This window comes from Halosimplex litoreum (assembly GCF_016065055.1).
Lineage (GTDB): Archaea > Halobacteriota > Halobacteria > Halobacteriales > Haloarculaceae > Halosimplex > Halosimplex litoreum.
Window position 1 is genome coordinate 3,143,101 of sequence record NZ_CP065856.1, and the last position, 16,687, is coordinate 3,159,787.

15 protein-coding genes are annotated in these 16,687 nt (G+C 69.3%); 8 read left to right on the top strand and 7 right to left on the bottom strand.

Annotation, left to right across the window (positions count from 1 at the left end; genetic code table 11):
• Positions 1–111: 111 nt before the first annotated feature.
• Positions 112–717, top strand: a complete 606-nt coding sequence (locus tag I7X12_RS15550) for a DUF7110 family protein (RefSeq protein WP_198060959.1) — start codon at positions 112–114, stop codon at positions 715–717.
• 100 nt (positions 718–817) lie between these two features.
• On the opposite strand, the gene I7X12_RS15555 is transcribed toward I7X12_RS15550, so the two are convergent.
• Together I7X12_RS15555 and I7X12_RS15560 are read right to left on the bottom strand one after the other, a co-directional pair.
• Positions 818–1,072 carry a HalOD1 output domain-containing protein gene (locus tag I7X12_RS15555; RefSeq protein ID WP_198060960.1) on the bottom strand — a complete coding sequence of 85 codons (255 nt, stop codon included), beginning with the start codon at positions 1,070–1,072 and terminating at the stop codon, positions 818–820.
• 83 nt (positions 1,073–1,155) lie between these two features.
• A complete protein-coding gene (locus I7X12_RS15560) occupies positions 1,156–1,851 on the bottom strand; it encodes a stage II sporulation protein M (protein WP_198060961.1) in 696 nt (231 codons plus the stop codon).
• Positions 1,852–2,008: 157 nt separating this feature from the next.
• Here I7X12_RS15560 and I7X12_RS15565 point away from each other — a divergent pair, with 157 nt between their 5' ends.
• Entirely contained in the window at positions 2,009–2,980 is a 972-nt protein-coding gene (locus tag I7X12_RS15565) for a phosphoadenosine phosphosulfate reductase family protein (protein WP_198060962.1), read from the top strand.
• A gap of 257 nt (positions 2,981–3,237) precedes the next feature.
• On the opposite strand, the gene I7X12_RS15570 is transcribed toward I7X12_RS15565, so the two are convergent.
• Positions 3,238–3,543 carry a DUF7344 domain-containing protein gene (locus I7X12_RS15570; protein WP_198060963.1) on the bottom strand — a complete coding sequence of 102 codons (306 nt, stop codon included), beginning with the start codon at positions 3,541–3,543 and terminating at the stop codon, positions 3,238–3,240.
• 223 nt (positions 3,544–3,766) lie between these two features.
• Between I7X12_RS15570 and I7X12_RS15575 the strand changes: the two genes are divergently transcribed.
• From I7X12_RS15575 to I7X12_RS15585, 3 genes are all read left to right on the top strand, one after another.
• Positions 3,767–7,498, top strand: coding sequence for a PAS domain S-box protein (locus I7X12_RS15575; protein ID WP_198060964.1), 3,732 nt, complete (start codon positions 3,767–3,769; stop codon positions 7,496–7,498).
• A gap of 378 nt (positions 7,499–7,876) precedes the next feature.
• The gene (locus I7X12_RS15580; RefSeq protein ID WP_198063893.1) at positions 7,877–10,333 is read left to right on the top strand and encodes a penicillin acylase family protein; all 2,457 of its coding nucleotides are present in this window, start codon (positions 7,877–7,879) and stop codon (positions 10,331–10,333) included.
• Positions 10,326–10,742: a hypothetical protein gene (locus I7X12_RS15585; RefSeq protein WP_198060965.1), complete on the top strand. Its 417-nt coding sequence runs from the start codon at positions 10,326–10,328 to the stop codon at positions 10,740–10,742. The genes I7X12_RS15580 and I7X12_RS15585 overlap by 8 nt, the downstream gene beginning before the upstream one ends.
• Positions 10,743–10,761: 19 nt before the next feature.
• Here I7X12_RS15585 and I7X12_RS15590 read toward each other — a convergent pair whose 3' ends face one another.
• The 4 genes from I7X12_RS15590 to I7X12_RS15605 all read right to left on the bottom strand — a co-directional run bounded on the left by I7X12_RS15590 (position 10,762) and on the right by I7X12_RS15605 (position 13,697).
• On the bottom strand, positions 10,762–11,049 hold the full coding sequence (locus I7X12_RS15590) for a winged helix-turn-helix domain-containing protein (RefSeq protein WP_198060966.1): 288 nt from the start codon (positions 11,047–11,049) through the stop codon (positions 10,762–10,764).
• Between the two features lie 3 nt (positions 11,050–11,052).
• Positions 11,053–11,691, bottom strand: a complete 639-nt coding sequence (locus I7X12_RS15595) for a hypothetical protein (RefSeq protein ID WP_232342882.1) — start codon at positions 11,689–11,691, stop codon at positions 11,053–11,055.
• A 156-nt stretch (positions 11,692–11,847) separates the two neighbouring features.
• Complete coding sequence (locus I7X12_RS15600; protein WP_198060968.1) at positions 11,848–12,696, bottom strand: ABC transporter permease subunit; 849 nt, start codon at positions 12,694–12,696, stop codon at positions 11,848–11,850.
• Positions 12,693–13,697, bottom strand: coding sequence for an ABC transporter ATP-binding protein (locus tag I7X12_RS15605; RefSeq protein ID WP_198060969.1), 1,005 nt, complete (start codon positions 13,695–13,697; stop codon positions 12,693–12,695). Before I7X12_RS15605 ends, I7X12_RS15600 begins: the two co-directional genes overlap by 4 nt.
• 302 nt (positions 13,698–13,999) lie before the next feature.
• Between I7X12_RS15605 and I7X12_RS20725 the strand changes: the two genes are divergently transcribed.
• From I7X12_RS20725 to I7X12_RS15615, 3 genes are all read left to right on the top strand, one after another.
• Positions 14,000–14,131 carry a hypothetical protein gene (locus I7X12_RS20725; protein ID WP_269750328.1) on the top strand — a complete coding sequence of 44 codons (132 nt, stop codon included), beginning with the start codon at positions 14,000–14,002 and terminating at the stop codon, positions 14,129–14,131.
• Positions 14,132–14,270: 139 nt separating this feature from the next.
• Complete coding sequence (locus I7X12_RS15610; protein ID WP_198060970.1) at positions 14,271–15,458, top strand: vWA domain-containing protein; 1,188 nt, start codon at positions 14,271–14,273, stop codon at positions 15,456–15,458.
• Positions 15,455–16,687 (top strand): serine/threonine protein kinase, encoded by a 1,233-nt coding sequence (locus I7X12_RS15615; protein WP_198060971.1) that lies wholly within the window; start codon positions 15,455–15,457, stop codon positions 16,685–16,687. Before I7X12_RS15610 ends, I7X12_RS15615 begins: the two co-directional genes overlap by 4 nt.

A 16,687-nucleotide genomic window follows, 5' to 3' on the forward strand; every position in this document is an offset into this window, starting at 1 on the left:
CGCCGCCGCCGTGGGAGTTCTCACCGAATCCGAAGGGTAGGCCCTATATGGGTGGGCGTCCTACGAGGGTGTAGCACCGTCGTCAGCGGACGGCCGGCGATTCCATCAACTATGTCCCGCGTATACAGACTCCATTCGACACTGGAACTGCCCCTGGAGGACGTGTACGACTTCTTCGACGACCCGGACCTCCCGGACGATATCGAAGACGTCGACATCACCCGCCGGAACAACACGCTCATCATCAGCGCTGTCTCCGCCGACGAGAGCATCAGTAAGTACACACCGACTGCACAGCTGAAAGCCAGCGTCACGGAGAACCGCGTCTACGAGGAGATCGAAGAGGAAGACGAGGAGGACAGCTCCCCCGTTCACACCACCGACACCGCCGGCGGCCCGCAGTGGGGCGCCCTCGAAGAGGAAGAGGAGGAACCGCCCTCGGAACTCGTCGAGTACGCCTGCTTCAAGGGCGACCGCGAGACAGTCCTGCAGAACAGCACCCTCCAGTACGAGATGTTCCTCGTGCTCTGTGACATCGCCCGCGAGGCCGAGAAAGGCACGCTCACGGCCATCACGTGTCCCGACGACGACCTGGAGGCCGTCCGCATCGTCGACAGCGAGGACCGGCCCGCCTCCATCAACGTCGTCGAGGACCCTCGCGAAGACGAGGACTCCGAAGGCGTCAACTGGCGCGACAACGAGTTCATCAGCGGCTAACGACCGTTCCTGTCGTCCCCGTCTCTCACCCCTTCTACCCGCCGGTGTACTCCGTCTGGCACTTACGACCGTTCCGGTCGTCGGACTGCTCGGTCGCGTCTCACACCGCGGCGTCGCGCACGTCGACGCTTCCGTCGCTCGCGCACTCGACCGTACAGCCCGCGTAGTCGAACGTCACTCGTCCCCCGGTCCCGTCCGGCGTGGAGAACAGCGCGTCGAGCGCGTCCGGGTCGAGCGCCTCGTACAGCGGCGGGAGCGCCACCTGGTCGACGCCCTTGTGCGCGGCGACCGACGAGACGACGCTCTCGCTCGGCGGCTGGCTATCGTCACTGTGACCTGGTGTGGTCGTGCTCATCGAGCGCGGATTCTCCATTCCGACGTAAAACTCCACCGAAGGTTTATACGACGTTCGTCGAACTTGAACGCCCGTTCGGAACTCTATTCCGGCAGGACACCCGGACCCAGGAGCCACTCGGCCACGTCGCGGGTGAGGTACACCTCGATCCAGGCCGCGACGACGATCGTGACGGCCAGGATGGCACCGATGACGGCGAGTTCGTACAGTTCGACCCGCGACAGCGCTGTCTCGTCCCAGCCGAGGAGGTACCGGACGATCCGGTGGGTGACGCGTAGTCCGATCGCCGCCGCCGCGAAGAAGGCCGAGAGTTCGAGCACCCCGTGGGGGAGCAACAGCGAGAGGACCACCGCCCAGGAGGTCTGGCGGACGACGACCGAGACCACCGCGCCGACGAGGGCGCCGTTGACGACCAGCCCGAACAGCGAGAGCAGCCCGCCGGTGACCGTCCCGAGGCCGATCAACAACAGAGCCCTGAGGTTGTTGAGCAACAGCGGCACGAACGCCAGTTCCGGCAGCGGGCTGTCGGCCGGCACCCCCGCCTGAGCCTCCCGGATCAGCGCCTCCAGCTGCGCGACGGGGATCGACCCGACGACCGCGTAGGCCGCGAACGCGCTCCCGAAGAAGACGACTAACGCCGCGACCAGGTGCCACCGGAACCACCGGGTGTACCGCGCCTCCCGGTGCAGCTCCCGAAGTGACCGTCTCCCGCCAGTGTCGCCCGCCTGGGGTTTCGTCCCGTCGTCGTTCGCCCCACGCTGGTCGGTATCGGCACTCATTACCGGCCCGTTCGATCCCGACCCCCTTCTGTCCTCCGGCCGACAAGACCACTGACCCGCCGCGACGGCGCGCTCTTCGTGTGGAGTGTTCTCGTCCCCCGACCGACTGGTCCTCCAAAAAGAACTTAACCGGCCCGGTAATTACATCTCATTACCGATGTCAGCCGAGTTCCCCGACTACCTGGACGTCGACTACAGCGAAGGCGAAGGCGAAGACCCGGCCGACTACCCGCACGTCAACGACAAGATCGAGAAGGCGATCGAGGTCACCCGACGGGGCCTCGAGGAGTACGAGAACCCGGTCGTGATGTGGACGGGCGGCAAGGACTCGACGCTCACGCTGTACTTCGTCAAGGAGGTCGCCGAGCAGTTCGACCTCGAAGTCCCCCCGGTCGTGTTCATCGACCACTACCAGCACTTCGACGAGCTGATCGACTTCGTCGAGCACTGGGCCGACGAGTGGGACCTGGAGGTCATCTGGGCCCGCAACGAGGACGTCGGCGAGATCGTCGACGAGCAGGGTCTCGAACCCGGCGACGATATCGCGATCGACGACCTCTCCGAACACAACCAGCACCACGTCCGGGAGATCCTCGAGTACGAGGAAGATAGCTTCCCGTTCCTGCTCGACACTTACGTCGGCAACCACCTGCTCAAGACGGTGGCGCTCAACGACGCCATCGAGGAGTACGACGTCGACGGCATCATCTCCGGCATCCGCTGGGACGAGCAGGAGTCGCGCGCCGACGAGACGTTCTTCTCGCCGCGCCACGACCCGGACATCTACCCGCCCCACGACCGCGTCCAGACCATCCTCCAGTTCGACGAGGCCGCCGTCTGGGAAGCGTTCTGGAACTTCGTCGTCCCCGACACCGTCGAGGCGTTCCCGGACGAGGGCTACGTCCCCGAGACCGACGACGACCTGCCCGAGGGCATCGAGCAGGACGACATCCCCGTCTCGCCGAAGTACTTCGCGGGCTTCCGCTCGCTCGGTTCCGAGGTCAGTACGGATAAAGCCGCCGAGGAGCCCGCCTGGCAGCAGGATCTGGACTCGACGACCGAACGCGCCGGCCGCGCCCAGGACAAAGAGGACCTGATGGAGCGCCTGCGCGACCTCGGTTACATGTAGGAACGACCCGCTTCGTCCGGGGACCCCCGGAGCGACCGCGGTGAGCGGGACCCCGACGGCGGGCGAACGGTTCTCACTTCTCGAAGCGGTACCTCGTGCCGACAGCGGCGCGTGTCGCCCCAGCGGCGCACGTCCCTGCAGCGCCGCACGCCACCGGCGCGTCCGCTGCGACCGGGACAGCCGGACCGCGCGACAGCGAGGGTCGTCGTCGGAGCGCGAGAGAAAGATCGTCGCCGGGTCCGCGTCCGCGACCGGCGCTACGGTTCGACGCACCGTTCGGCCGGGTCGTACTCCAGGACGCCGAGCGCGTCCATCATCGGCAGGTGTTTGTGGTGGAGTTCGATCGCCGCCTCGGTTAGTCCGGCGTCGTCCGCCTCGCTCCCCTCTCCGCGCGCGACGACCTGCGAGGCGAGTTCCTGCAGGTCGATCGGCGTCGTTCGCTCGTCGAGGACGGCGAGCGTCAGTCGGCGCCGCCGGTCCGCGAAGATTCGGTACCGCTCGTCGTCGTTCAGTTCGTCCGTGGCCGCGTATTCCAGTTCGATTTCGGTCATTGTCTCTGACATCGTCGTTCTCCAGGGCTTCACCGTAACGTGATAGCAGAGACGCCTTCCTCACTCGTAAGGCCATTCTCTAAGGAGTTAGGTATCGCAGAGTGACACGTTCGGCAGGGACGGCGCCACGGACGGCTGGGACCGTCGCTGGGTCACCGCCGGTCGCACCTCGAACCGGGCGCGTGGGTGTTCCGGCGACGGAGGATTCAAACGCGCCAGACGCGTAGCATGCCTGATGGACGAGGGATCGCTGACGGACGCGATGCGTACCACGCTGGCGCTGTTCGACGATGGGGGGGAACCGCAGACGACGACGGAGATAGCGGACCGGCTCGACCTGGGGCGTCGGGCCACGTACGGCCGACTGGACCGACTGGTCGAACGGGAACGACTCCGGACGAAGAAGGTCGGGGCGAACGCCCGGGTCTGGTGGCGGCCGGTACGGTCGGAGCCCGAGTGGCCGGCCGCGGCCGAATCGCTGGTCGAGGACGTGCTCGACGACGTGGAAGTGGGGATCTTCGTCCTCGACGAGACGTTCGAAGTCGCGTGGATAAACGGCGCCACCGAGCGCTACTTCGGGATCGACCGCGAGCGGGCGCTGGGCCGCGACAAGCGCGAGCTCGTGGCCGACCGGGTCGCACCGGCCGTCGAACGGTCGGGCCGGTTCGAGTCATCCGTCCTCGCGACGTACGACGACAACACCTACACCGAGCGCTTCGAGTGTCACGTCACGCCGGAGGAGGGCCGCACGGAACGCTGGCTCGAACACCGCTCGAAGCCGGTCGAGTCGGGCGCGTACGCGGGTGGCCGGGTCGAACTGTACTACGACGTCACCGAACGGGTCCGCTCGGAACGGGCGCGCCGCGAGGAGCACCGAGAGTTCGCGTCGCTCGTCGAAGCTATCGAGGGGTACGCCATCGTCACCCTCGACCCAGATGGGCACGTCGAGACCTGGAACCCGGGCGCCGAGCGGATCAAGGGCTACGAGGCAGAGGCGATCGTCGGCGAGCACTTCTCGACGTTCTACACCGAGGCGGACCGGGCGGCCGGCGTCCCGGCGGAGAGCCTCGAGACCGCGGCCGAGCGCGGCTCGCTGGAGGCTGAGGGGTGGCGCGTCCGGGCCGACGGCACGCGGTTCTGGGCCGACGTGACCATCACGGCGATCCGCGGCGACGACGGCGAGCTAAAGGGGTACGCCAAGGTAACCCACGACGTGACCGAGCGGCGGGCGCGCGAACGGCGCCTCGCGCGCCAGCACGACGAGCTGGTGTCGGAACTCGACGAGGTCTTCGAGCGCGTCGACGACGCGTTCTACGCGCTCGACGAGTATTTCAGGTTCACGTACGTCAACGACCGCGCCGAGGAGTTGCTGGGGCGCGACCGCGGGGACCTGCTCGGCCGGTCGGTCTGGCGGGCCCTCGACGTCGAGGAGGCGGACCCGATCCGCGAGCGGTTCGAGCGGGCGATGGCGACCCAGGAGTCGTCGACGTTCGAGCGGTTCTCGGAACCGCTCGGCATCTGGGAGACGGTCCGGATCTACCCCTCGCCGTCCGGGCTGTCCGTCTACTTCCGCGACATCACCGAGCGCAAGGAGACCGAGATGGCGCTGAGCGAGAACGAGGAACGCCTGCGGCTCGCGCTCGAGGCCGGGGACCTCGGCGTCTGGGAACTCGACCTCGAGAGCGGGACGTCCCCGGACCGTTCCCCGAGGCACGACCGGATATTCGGCTACGAGCAGCCACAGGCGGAGTGGAGCTTCGAGCGGTTCCTCGACCACGTCCACCCGGCGGACCGCGAGCGCGTCGAAGAGAGTTTCGAGGCGGCGTTCGACACCGGCGAGTGGCGCTTCGAGTGCCGCATCGTCCGCGCCGACGGCGCCGAGCGGTGGATCGAGGGCCAGGGCGAGTTCTTCGACGGTGAGGGGGGCGAGCCCGAGCGGGCGGTCGGCGTCGTCAACGACGTCACCGAGCGCGTGGAGCGCGAGCGCGAACTCGAGGAGTCGAAGACGCGGTACCAGACGCTCGTCGAGCACTTCCCCAACGGGGCGGTCACGCTCGTCGACGCGGACCTCCGGTACGTCACCGTCGGCGGGACGCCGCCCGGGGAGGCCGACGTCGACCCCGACGAGCTGGAGGGGCGGTCGCTCCGGGAGGTCTTGCCGGCCGACGTCGCCGACCTGCTCGTCCCGCGCTACGAGGCCGCGCTGGACGGCGAGGCGGGCGAGTTCGAGGCCGACCTCGGCGACCGTAGCTACGAGTTCCGGGTGGTCCCCGTCCGCGACGAGTCCGGGGCGGTGTCAGCGGTCATGGGGATGTCCCAGGACGTCACCGGCCGGCGGGCCTACGAGGACTACCTCGAGGACGCCAAGTCCCAGCTCGAGGCCGCGACGGAGGCCGGTGCGATCGGGACCTGGGAGTGGCACGCCCCCGAGGACCGGTTCGTCGCGGGGACCGCCCTGGCGCGGCAGTTCGGCGTCGCGCCCGCAGCGGCCAGAGAGGGCGTCTCCGTCGAGCGGTTCTTCGAGGCCGTCCACGAGGCGGACCGCGCCCGCGTCGAACGCGAGGTCAGGGCCGCGCTGGACGAGTGCGGGGAGTACGAGTCGGAGTACCGCGTGCGCGACGCGGAGGGCGAACTGCGCTGGGTCGTCGCGCGCGGGTCCGTCGAGTGCGACGAAGACGGCGACCCCGTCTCGTTCCCGGGCGCGCTCACCGACATCACCGAACGCAAGCGGACGGAGATCGTCCTCGAACGACAGCGCGAGCAGCTCGCGGCGCTGAACAACCTCAACGAGGTCGTCCGCGAGACCACCGAGGCCGTGATCGAACAGTCCACGCGCGAGGAGATCGAGCGGACGGTCTGCGAGCGGCTCGCGGCGACGGACTCGTACCTGTTCGCGTGGATCGGCGACGTCGACGCACGCTCCGAGACGGTGAACCTGCGGACGGAGGCCGGCGTCGAGGGGTACCTCGACGGGATCTCAATCTCCGTCGACCCCGACGACGAGCGCAGCGGGGGGCCGACGGGCAGAGCCCTCCGGACGAGCGAGACGCAGATCTCACACGACATCCGCGCCGACGAGCGTCACGACCCCTGGCGGTCGCACATCGAGGAGTACGGGTTCCAGTCCTCGGCGGCGGTGCCGATCGTCCACGAGGGGACGACCTACGGCGTGCTCAACGTCTACGCCGAACGACCACGGGCCTTCGACGGCCGGGAGGGGGCCGTCCTCACTCAGCTGGGCGAGGTCGTGGGCCACGCCATCGCCGCCGCCGAACGCAAACGGGCGCTGATGAGCGACGAACTGGTCGAACTCGAGTTCCGGATCCGGGACGTGTTCGCTGCCCTCGGCGTTCAGGGGGAGACCGGGGGCCGGGTGACCCTCGACCACTTCGTCCCCGTCGGCGACGACGAGTTCCTCGTCCACGGGACCGCGACGGACGAGGCGGTCGAGACCGTCCGGACCTTCGTCGAGGCGCTCCCCCACTGGGAGGACCTGTCGGTCAGTTCTGACGGCGATCCGGCGAAGTTCGAACTCCGGTTGACCGAGCCGCCGGTCCTGTCGGCCGTCGCGTCGCAGGGCGGGTACGTCCAGAGCGCCGTCATCGAGGACGGCGACTACCTGATGCGCATCCACCTCGCACCGTCCGTCGACGTGCGGCGGGTCATCGACGCCGTCGAAGACGCCTACCCGACCGCCCGGATGCTCCGCCGCCGCCAGATCAGTCGCGACCACGGCGACTCGGAATCGACGCCGCGGGGGCTGATCGAGGACCTGACCGAACGGCAACGCGTCGCGCTCGAAGCCGCCTACCACGCCGGATTCTTCGAGTGGCCCCGCGACGCGTCCGGCGAGTCCGTCGCCGAGTCGCTCGGCGTCGCGGCGCCGACCTTCCACCAGCACCTCCGGAAGGCCGAACGCAAGGTGTTCGAGTCGATCTTCTCGTCGCTCGTCCCGCAACCCGGATAGCGCGCTCGCGGTGGCGCCGGCGCCCGCTCCAACGGCCTCCGACAGCTGCGAGTGGCCGTCGACGTGCGAGGGGCCCAGATCGTCGAAGCTGCCGTGAATTCGCAGTTCTCCGGCGAGGCGTCCCTCGCGGTCGGCTGTCGCGGCGAAACCGTCACCGTCGAGCCCGGCGATTCGGTCCTGATCGAACGGACCGTCGACGGCGAGCAGTGTCGCGTCGCGCTCACCGTCGACGGCGAGGAAGCCTACGGCGAGGACGTGCCGGGGTACAAGCGGGTGACGCTGACCGTGAAGCCGGAGGGTCGGCCGCCCCCCCCAATCGATCGGCTACCGATAGCATTCGGACCAGTCTTAAGTTCGCACGGGCCCCAAGAACGGAGAATGCCAACCAGACGGTCGGTAATCGCCGCCCTCCTCGGCGGGGGCGTCGGCGCCGCGACGCTGACGGACGCCCGGGGATATCTCGACCGGTTCGCGCCGCTGTCGGGCGACGCATGGGGCGCTGCCACGGCGGAGACCCGCGACCGGGTCGCGACGCCGTACGGTCGTGCGACGGTCCGGTACGACGACGCGGGCGTCCCGACCGTCGAGGGTGACGACGAGCTGTCGCTGTACTTCGCGGTCGGGTACGTCCACGCGGCCGACCGGCTGTTCGAGATGGACCTGATCCGCCGGCGGATGCGCGGGACTCTCTCGGCGGCCGTCGGCGAGCGAACCGTCGAATCGGACCGGTTCCACGCCCAGATGGACTTCCTCGGCGCCGCCGAGGCCAGCTGGCGGGCCGTCGAAGACACCCCCACCGGTGAGGCGATGCGTGCCTACGCCGCCGGCGTCGAAGCTCAGCGCACGAGCGAACCGCTGCCCCTGGAGTTTCGTCTGCTCGACTACGAGCCCGCGGCGTGGACGCCCGTCGACTCGATGCTCGTCGAGAAGCAGATCAGCTGGGGACTGACCGGGAGCTTCCGGTCGCTGCGTCGCTCGGTCGCGGCCGACGCGCTGGGTGAACCGGCCGCGGCGACGCTGTACCCCGAGCGCATAGACCACGACGTGCCGATCCTGCGGGAGGAGGCGGCCGCCGGAGCGGACGGCACTGGCGAGGGAAGCGCGCCCGACGACTCGGGTGGGTCCGGTCTCGCGTCGCTGTCGGCGTGGCTGGCCGACTTCGAGTCCGAGCCCGGGATCGGGTCGAACAGCTGGCTCGTCTCGGGCGAACACACCGCGAGCAGCCGGCCGCTGCTCGCCAACGATCCCCATCTGAACCTGATGGCGCCGCCGGTGTGGTACCAGATGTACCAGCGCCGGCCGGGGATGCGCGTGCGCGGTGTCACGTTCCCGGGCGTCCCGTTCGTCGTCATCGGCGAGAACGACGCGGGCGCGTGGGGCTTCACCAACGCCGGGGCGGACGTGCTCGACACCTACACCTACGAGACCCGCGACGGCGAGTACCGCGACGGCGACGAGTGGCGCGCGTTCGAGACCGAGGAGCGAACGATCGAGGTCGCCGGCGGCGACGACCGCACGGTGACCGTCCGCAAGAGCGTCCACGGCCCGGTACTCGAACGCGAGGGACGACGGGTCGGCGTCGCCTGGACCGGCCTCCAGGCTTCTCGGACGGCGATCGCGGTCCACGAACTCGACCGCAGCCAGGGACGCGAAGCCGCGCTCGCCGCGCTCTCGAAGTTCGACACTCCCACGCAGAACGCCGTCTACGCCGACCGCGACGGGAACACTGCCTACTGGGTGACCGGGCTGATCCCCGTCCGCGAGTCCGGTGGCGACGACGGCGACGGGACCAGCGGTGAGGCCAACGGGGAGTCGGTCCGCGGCGACCGCGTCTTCGACGGCTCGGCCCGCGAGGGCGAGTGGCCGGGCTACGAACCGTACGGCGACCCGGACTTCGAGACGGGGTGGATCCCCTTCGACGAGAAGCCCGGTGTGCGGGACCCCGACTACCTCGCCACGGCGAACCAGCGGATCGTCGACGGCCCCGACCGCTACCTCGGCGAGGGGTACGCCGCGCCCTTCCGCGCCCGCCGGATCTACGACCTGCTCGACGAGCGGGCCGCGAGCGACGACCCCTTCGATTTCGACTACGTGCGCCGCGTCCAGCGCGACGTGGCCGACGAGCGCGCCCGGTCGTTCGTCCCGGCGATCCGCGACGCTCGCGAAGCCATGGACGACGCCGCACGGGCCGCGGCCGACCGTCTGGAGGGGTGGGACTACCGGATGGACCGCGACTCGCGCGCCGCGCTCGTCTTCGAGCTGTTCGTCGGCCACTACCGCGAACGGGTGTTCGACCCCGTGTTCGAGTCGACTGGCCTCGACGAGAGCCACTATCCCAACGACTGGGTACTGCTCACGCTCGGCCCCGAGAGTCCGTGGTTCACCGACCCGCCCGCCCAGGGAGTCGACTCGCGGTCCCGGGACGACCTGATCGCGGCTGCGATGGCCGACGCGGTCGCCGAGGTCGACGCCGAGGGCTACGAGACATACGGCGACTACAACCGGACCGCCATCGACCACCCCTTCGACCTGGGCTTTCTGAACTACCCGCGACTCCCGACGGACGGCTCGCCCGCGACGGTGCGCAACTTCCGCAAGGAGTCGGCCGTCGGCAGCAGCTTCCGCCTGCTCGCCCGCTTCGACGGCGAGCCCTCGTTGGGGATGATCCCGGGCGGCAACGACGGCGAGTACTTCTCCGACCACTACAGCGATCTCCTGGAAGCGTGGGCCGACGGCGAGTATCGCCCGCTGGTGGCGACGGTCGACGGCGACCCCGAGATTCGGTTCGACCCCGACGACTCGACCGGCGCCGACGGAGGTGCGAACGATGAGTGAGTCGCTGGAGGACGTGTACGGCTCCGAGCCCGACGATTCCTCGGCCGGGGTCCGCGCCCGGCTGCACGACGCGCAGACGAGCCCGCGCGAGCGGTGGATCCTGACCCTCGCGGCGACCGCGCTCGGCCTCGCGCTCGCGACCGCTCACTGGAGTGGGCTCCTCGCGGGCGGCGCTCTGGTCGGGTTCTGCTGGCCGACGCTCCGCCGGGCGCTGGTCGCCGGCCTGACTTTCGGCGTCGTCGTCCTGTCGGTCGTCGCCGTCCAGTTCGCCCTCGCCGGGAGTCTCGACGAGTACCTCGCGATGGGGCCACTGCTTGCGGTCAGCGTCGCCGTCCCGCTCGTCGCCGGCCCGCTCGGCGCCGCAGCCCGCGGACTCGTTCCGGACGCGCCGCTGTCGGACGAATCGTAGCTCGGCAGCGAGCGGCCGCTCACTCGTTCAGGTCGTCGATCAGCGCTTCGAGCGTCCCGATGTGCTCCTCGAACTTCTCGCGTCCCAGATCCGTGAGTTCGTAGGTGGTCTGGGGTTTACGGTCGACGAACTGCTTCTCGACGGCGACGCAGTCGGCGTCTTCCATCTTCCCGATGTGGCTGGCGAGGTTGCCCTCGGTCACGTCGAGCGCCTCTTTCAGGTCGGGGAAACTCGTCTCGCCGTGGCGGTAGAGGTAGGCGAAGATCTGGAGTCGCGTCGGCTGGTGGACGAGCTTGTCGAAATCCATGGGTCAGGCCCGCGTCAGGTACACGTAGGCGGCTATCGCGTACACGATGAAGAGGATGCCGAAGACGCCGACGCCGACGTAGCGCAGCGGTTCGGCGTGGGGGAGCGACGACGCGTAGAGCAGGACCCACGCGCCGCCGGCGTAGAAGGCCAGCCGGTCGCGCCGTCGGATCCGATAGGCCGTCAGCACGGCGCCGGTCACCAGCAGCCCGAGTCCGATCGTCGCGATGACCAGCCCGAAATACAACAGCGCCCGGTCGAGCCCAGGGATCTGCCCGGCTGCGTCGCCGGTGACGCCGGTCACGGCCAGCAGGAAGGCGCCCAGCGACCCGTAGACCGCTCGCCAGCTCGGCGCGCCCTCGGGCGTCTCGCGACTGGGGAGTCGCGCGGAGACCAGCCACAGCGTCGCGACCGCGACGACGCAGAACACGCCCCAGATCGTGACGTAGGCGGCCGCGCCGAGCGTCTCGTAGAGGAAGAACGTCGCCTGGACGAGCAGCGCCGCGACGCCGATGATCAGCCCGGCCACCAGCCACAGGCGGGCGCGACCCGGATACCGCTCGGCCAGCCCCATCGCGCCCTTGATGTCCGACAGCTGGCGCTGTAGCTCCTCCGGATCGACGTTCTCGGCGGCGTCGCTCACGGCGACCACCTCACCGTGGGAGGCTGTGCGTCCGTCGACCGGCGTGGGGTGTCGTGGCGTGTCGTCATGCGTTCGTGAAACAGCCGTTGGCGCCGTGTTGTCGGAGAGCCGGTAAGTCGATTCCGGAAGCGTCGGCGGGGACCACCGCCGAGCGACCTATCCCAGTTCCGCCGAGCGAAAGCGCAGGTAGCCGACCAGGGGTGCGCCGACGGTCCACGCGGCTAGAACCAGGACGTTGACCCACGGTTCGTAGCCGAGGTAGTCGGGTCGGTCGGCGAACTGTTCGAGGGCCGCGTACTCGCCGGGTGAACCGGCCCAGACGAGTTCCGGAAGGAGGTTGAAGTACGCGCCAGCGGGCGAGAGCGAGCCGATCAGGGCCCGCGCCGAATCGGAGACGCCCACGCCGGGGAGAGCGGCGACGGCGTCGAGCGCGGTCCCGAGGTTGAGGACCGGCAGTGGGCCGACCCAGAACGCCGACAGCAGGAAGTACGCGCCGACGACGCCGACCATCGCGCGCGACCGGGAGGCCACGGAGGCGGAGACGGCGAGGAAGACGCCGACCATCGCGAGCGCGAAGGCCGTCGAAAGCGCGCCGAGGACCAGGAATCGGGCGGGGTCGGGCGCGTGTTCGTAGGTCGCCAGCGCGACGGCGAAGGCGACGGCGACGCCCAGGGCGGTCGTCACCGCGGCGACGGCCGCGCGGGTGACGTACTTCCCGCGGACGTACGCCGCCCGCGAGTTCGGCAGGCCGAGGTGGTAAGTGATCGTCCCGCGCGCGCGGTCGCCGGCGACGGCGAGGTAAGCCAGCGGCGCGAGCAGGAGCGGGAGCGCCCAGGCCACCAGCGCCGAGAGGCCGAACGTCGTCCGCACGGGATGGGGGTGGACTTCGCTCGACCCGAGGAAGACCAGTCCCGCCAGGACCGCGAACGAAACGACGACGCCGACGACGGCGTACGAGCGCCTGATGCTGCGGAAGTCCGTGCGGGCGACCGTCGCGGTGCTCACGCCCGCTCACCTCCGGCAGTCGCGGCGCGGGCGTCGCCGTCGTCCGCGCGGCCCCCGGCGCCGTCGTTCGCGTCGGTCTCGGTGGCGGCCTCCGTTTCGGGTCCCTCGGCGGTGTAGGCCTCGAAGAGGTCTTCGAGGGAGGACTCCTCGATAGTCACGTCGGCGACGGTCGTACGGTCGTCCAACCGGCGGAGCGCGACCATCTTCGCGCCGGGTGCCGCGCAGGCCACCCGGACCGTCGACCCGTCGACGGACGCGTCGGTGACGCCGTCGACCGCTCGAATCGGGTCGAGGTCGGGCACCGCGTCGACGGTCGCCGAGACGACGGCTCCCATCCCGAGGTCGTCGCGGAGGTTCTCGACGGAGTTGACCGCGGTCAGCTCCCCGTTCTGGAGGATGCCGACGCGGTCGGAGACGCGCTCGACCTCGTCGAGGATGTGGCTGGAGAAGAACACGGCCGCGCCGCGGTCGGCCTCCTCGCGGACGATCTCCCGGACCAGCTGGACGCCGTTGGGGTCGAGCCCCGCGGAGGGCTCGTCGAGCACGAGCAGATCGGGGGCGCCGACGAGCGCGACCGCCAGCGCCATCCGCTGGAACATCCCCGTGGAGTAGTCGTCGGCGGGTCGCCGAGCGTCTTCGGGTGCGAGGCCGACCCGGTCGAGGAGGGCGTCCGGGTCGTCGTCGGCACCCTTGGTCTCGACCGCGGCCGCGACGTGCTCGCGTCCGGTGAGGTTCGGGACCGGCTCGAACGCTTCCGGAAGGAGTCCTACCCGGGCTTTCACCGACTGGGGGTCCGTCGTCACGTCGGTCCCGAGCACGGACACCTCGCCCGCGGTGGGGTCGAGAAACCCCAGGAGAACGTTGATCGTCGTCGACTTCCCCGCGCCGTTGGGGCCGAGGAACCCGACGATTTCGCCGCGGTCGACCGAGAGCGACAGGTCAGAGACCGCGGTCACGTCGCCGTAGCGCTTCGTGAGCCCATCTATCTCGACCGCGCTCATCCCACCAGCACCTCCGGGGAGCGGTCGGCGGCGGGCGAACTGTACTGCTCGATCGGAACGGGGACCAGTTCGGGCATGCCTCGATCCGAAAACTAGTTTCCAAGCCAATAAAGTTTGCGTGGAAATTGTACTTTGTAATGCAAAGCGTAGTTTGCGACACAAAGCGTAGTTTCCGACGCAAAGTGCGGTTTCCGACGGTGAGTGGATCGAGGGCGGGTCCTCCGTCGACGGGTTGAGCGAGTTCGGCCCTGAGTGGCGGATCGACGCGAGACTTTTTCAGCCCCCGTGACCGACTGTGTGGTATGGCAACGTGGATCGATGATCCGTTCATGCGCCGGAGCGTGCTCATCACGCTCCTCTGGCTGCTGGCGATGCTCGTCGGCGGTGTCGTGCTGATACGCTTCGGCGACGTGATCCAGGGACTGTTCGCCTGAGGCCGTCGGATCGGCGAGCGGGGACTACCGGATCGGCAGGTGAACGCTATCGATCGGCGAGTGGCGACTGTGCGATCGAGGAGTGGAGCGGACCCGACGGGAGAAAAACACATACGGGACGAGAGCGAGAGGGCGAACGATGGTAGCAATCGAGACCGACGTCAACCGGCCGTACGTGCCCGCCGACGGGGCGACGCTGACGGCGACGGTCGACGTCGAACCGGGGACGGGGAGCGGGTCCAGCGAACGGCACATCCTCCTCTGTCTGGACACGAGCGGCTCGATGGACGGGGCGAAACTCGACCAGGCGCGGGAGGGCGCCTCGTGGGTGTTCGGCCTCCTCGAACCCGACGATTACGTCGGCATCGTCGCGTTCGACTCCGACGCGGAGGTCGTCATGCGTCCCCAGCGATGGGGCGACACGGCCCGCGAGGATGCCATGCATCGCGTCGAACAGCTGGGCGCTGGCGGGGGAACCGACATGTACGACGGCCTCGACTCGGCCCGGACCGCGCTGGACTCGCTGGGGTACCGCCCGGAGACCGACGACGCCGTCCGCCGAGTCCTGTTGCTGTCCGACGGCAAGGACAACAACCACGATCCCGCGGACTTCCGCGATCTCGCGCGGGACATCGACGGCTCGGGCATCCGCATCCTCTCGGCGGGCATCGGCACCGACTACGAGGAAGAGACCATCCGCACGCTCGGCACGACCGCCCGCGGCGAGTGGACCCACCTCGACTCGCCCGGCGACATCGAGTCCTTCTTCGGCGAGGCCGTCGAGCAGGCCCAGTCCGTCGTCGCCACGGAGGCGAGCCTCGAACTCGACGCCGCCGCCGGCGTCGAGGTCAGCGAGGTGTACCGCGCGCTCCCGCAGGCCCAGGAGGTCGACGTGAACTGGGCGGGCAACACCGCGACGGTTCCGCTGCCCGACCTGGCCGAGCGGGAGGACCAGCGCGTCGTGCTAAAAGTACACGCGCCCACACGCGAGAGCCTCGGCGAGCACTCGCTGGTCGATGTGACGCTCACGGCGTCGGGCGAACGGGCGAGCGAGCCGATCGTCGCCGAGTACACCGACGATAGCGCCGAACTGGCGGCACACAACGAGGCGGTGTCGCTCGACCACCGCCAGACGGTCGTCCGGACGGAACTCGGGAAGGGCAACGTCGCGGCCGCCGAGACGGAAGTCGAGAAGATGACCCGGATCCACGGCGAGGACACGGCCGTCGTCGAGGAGGCCCAACGCCAGACCCGGCTCGTCAGCGAGGGCGGACGCAACGAGCGCGAGAACGCCACCAGGATCGTCGACGACTCCCGAATCGAATGACGGCCGCGCCCACCCGGGGCGACCTGGTCGTCGGCCGCTACGAACTCGGCGAGGTGGTCGGCGAAGGTGGGTTCGCCAAGGTGTTCGACGCCGTCGACACCGAGACCGGCGAGGCCGTCGCGCTCAAGTATCCCAACTACGAGGGCAGCCAGAACGACCGCGACATCGTCCGGACCTACTTCCAGAAGGAGGCAGAGACGCTGGCGGCGATCCGGGCGGCCGGTGGCCACCCCAACGTCATGTCGCTGCGGCAGGTCACCGAGGACGAGGACGGTACGTCGGTCCTCGTCGTGGAACTCGTCGACGGCTACGAGCTCGACGACGCCATCCGGCGGACGGGCCCGCTCGACGACATCGACGAGGTCCGCCAGATCGGGATCGCTCTCTGTGACGCGATGAGCTTCCTCCACGAGAACGAGATCGTCTACCGCGACCTGAAGCCGGACAACGTGATGATCACACATCGTGGGGGAACGGTGACGCCGGTGCTCATCGACTTCAACACGGCGACGGGCTTCGACACGGGCGCCGAGGCCGCCGACCAGACCACCATCGTCGGCCCGTACAAGCCCCGTGAGGTCGCCGAGGCCGACGCGACCGAGATGCGCCAGGGGCCGTGGTCGGACGTCTACTCCGTCGGGAAGATCCTCCTCTACCTGCTGAAGGGGACGGTCCCGCGAAAGGACGGCGTCGACCCGCGCGACTTCGGCGCCGAGTGCGAGCCCTACCTCGCCGAGATCGTCGAGAAGGCCACCGCGACCGACTACGAGGACCGCTACCGAAACGCGACGGCGATGAAGCGGGTCCTCGAAGCGCGCGACCCAAGTCCGCCGCCGTCGGCGACGGTCCGGTACACGCAGGCCGGCGAGCGCTACACGATCTATCCGGGCGACACCATCGGCCGGCGCTACGCCGAGGGCCCCCGGTCGTCGGTCGTGATCGAGGACGAGGAGGAGTACATCTCGACCGTGCAGGTGCAGTTCGACACCGACGCCGACGGCGAGTGGTTCATCCGCGACCGAAGCCTCAACGGGACGTACGTCCAGACCGGCGGCGGCTGGCAGCGCGTGCTCAGCGAGGCCGGTCGCGAGCGCCTGGAGCAGTCGGGGGAGGACGCGACCGACGCGGAGGGGAACGTGCCGCCGGAGCTGTACGGGCTGCGCGAGGGCGACCTGGTCGCGCTCGTCCACCCGAGTTACGGCGTCACCTTCGAGTTCAGTACGGCATAA

What these genes read in the sequence shown, in the direction of transcription:
- I7X12_RS15570 (WP_198060963.1), bottom strand. Translation starts at nt 3,543, where the DNA reads ATGTCAGAGACAATGACCGAAATCGAACTGGAATACGCGGCCACGGAC.
- I7X12_RS15565 (WP_198060962.1), top strand. Translation starts at nt 2,009, where the DNA reads ATGTCAGCCGAGTTCCCCGACTACCTGGACGTCGACTACAGCGAAGGC.
- I7X12_RS15555 (WP_198060960.1), bottom strand. Translation starts at nt 1,072, where the DNA reads ATGAGCACGACCACACCAGGTCACAGTGACGATAGCCAGCCGCCGAGC.
- I7X12_RS15575 (WP_198060964.1), top strand. Translation starts at nt 3,767, where the DNA reads ATGGACGAGGGATCGCTGACGGACGCGATGCGTACCACGCTGGCGCTG.
- I7X12_RS15560 (WP_198060961.1), bottom strand. Translation starts at nt 1,851, where the DNA reads ATGAGTGCCGATACCGACCAGCGTGGGGCGAACGACGACGGGACGAAA.
- I7X12_RS15590 (WP_198060966.1), bottom strand. Translation starts at nt 11,049, where the DNA reads ATGGATTTCGACAAGCTCGTCCACCAGCCGACGCGACTCCAGATCTTC.
- I7X12_RS15580 (WP_198063893.1), top strand. Translation starts at nt 7,877, where the DNA reads ATGCCAACCAGACGGTCGGTAATCGCCGCCCTCCTCGGCGGGGGCGTC.
- I7X12_RS15615 (WP_198060971.1), top strand. Translation starts at nt 15,455, where the DNA reads ATGACGGCCGCGCCCACCCGGGGCGACCTGGTCGTCGGCCGCTACGAA.
- I7X12_RS20725 (WP_269750328.1), top strand. Translation starts at nt 14,000, where the DNA reads ATGGCAACGTGGATCGATGATCCGTTCATGCGCCGGAGCGTGCTCATC.
- I7X12_RS15585 (WP_198060965.1), top strand. Translation starts at nt 10,326, where the DNA reads ATGAGTGAGTCGCTGGAGGACGTGTACGGCTCCGAGCCCGACGATTCC.
- I7X12_RS15550 (WP_198060959.1), top strand. Translation starts at nt 112, where the DNA reads ATGTCCCGCGTATACAGACTCCATTCGACACTGGAACTGCCCCTGGAG.
- I7X12_RS15605 (WP_198060969.1), bottom strand. Translation starts at nt 13,697, where the DNA reads ATGAGCGCGGTCGAGATAGATGGGCTCACGAAGCGCTACGGCGACGTG.
- I7X12_RS15610 (WP_198060970.1), top strand. Translation starts at nt 14,271, where the DNA reads ATGGTAGCAATCGAGACCGACGTCAACCGGCCGTACGTGCCCGCCGAC.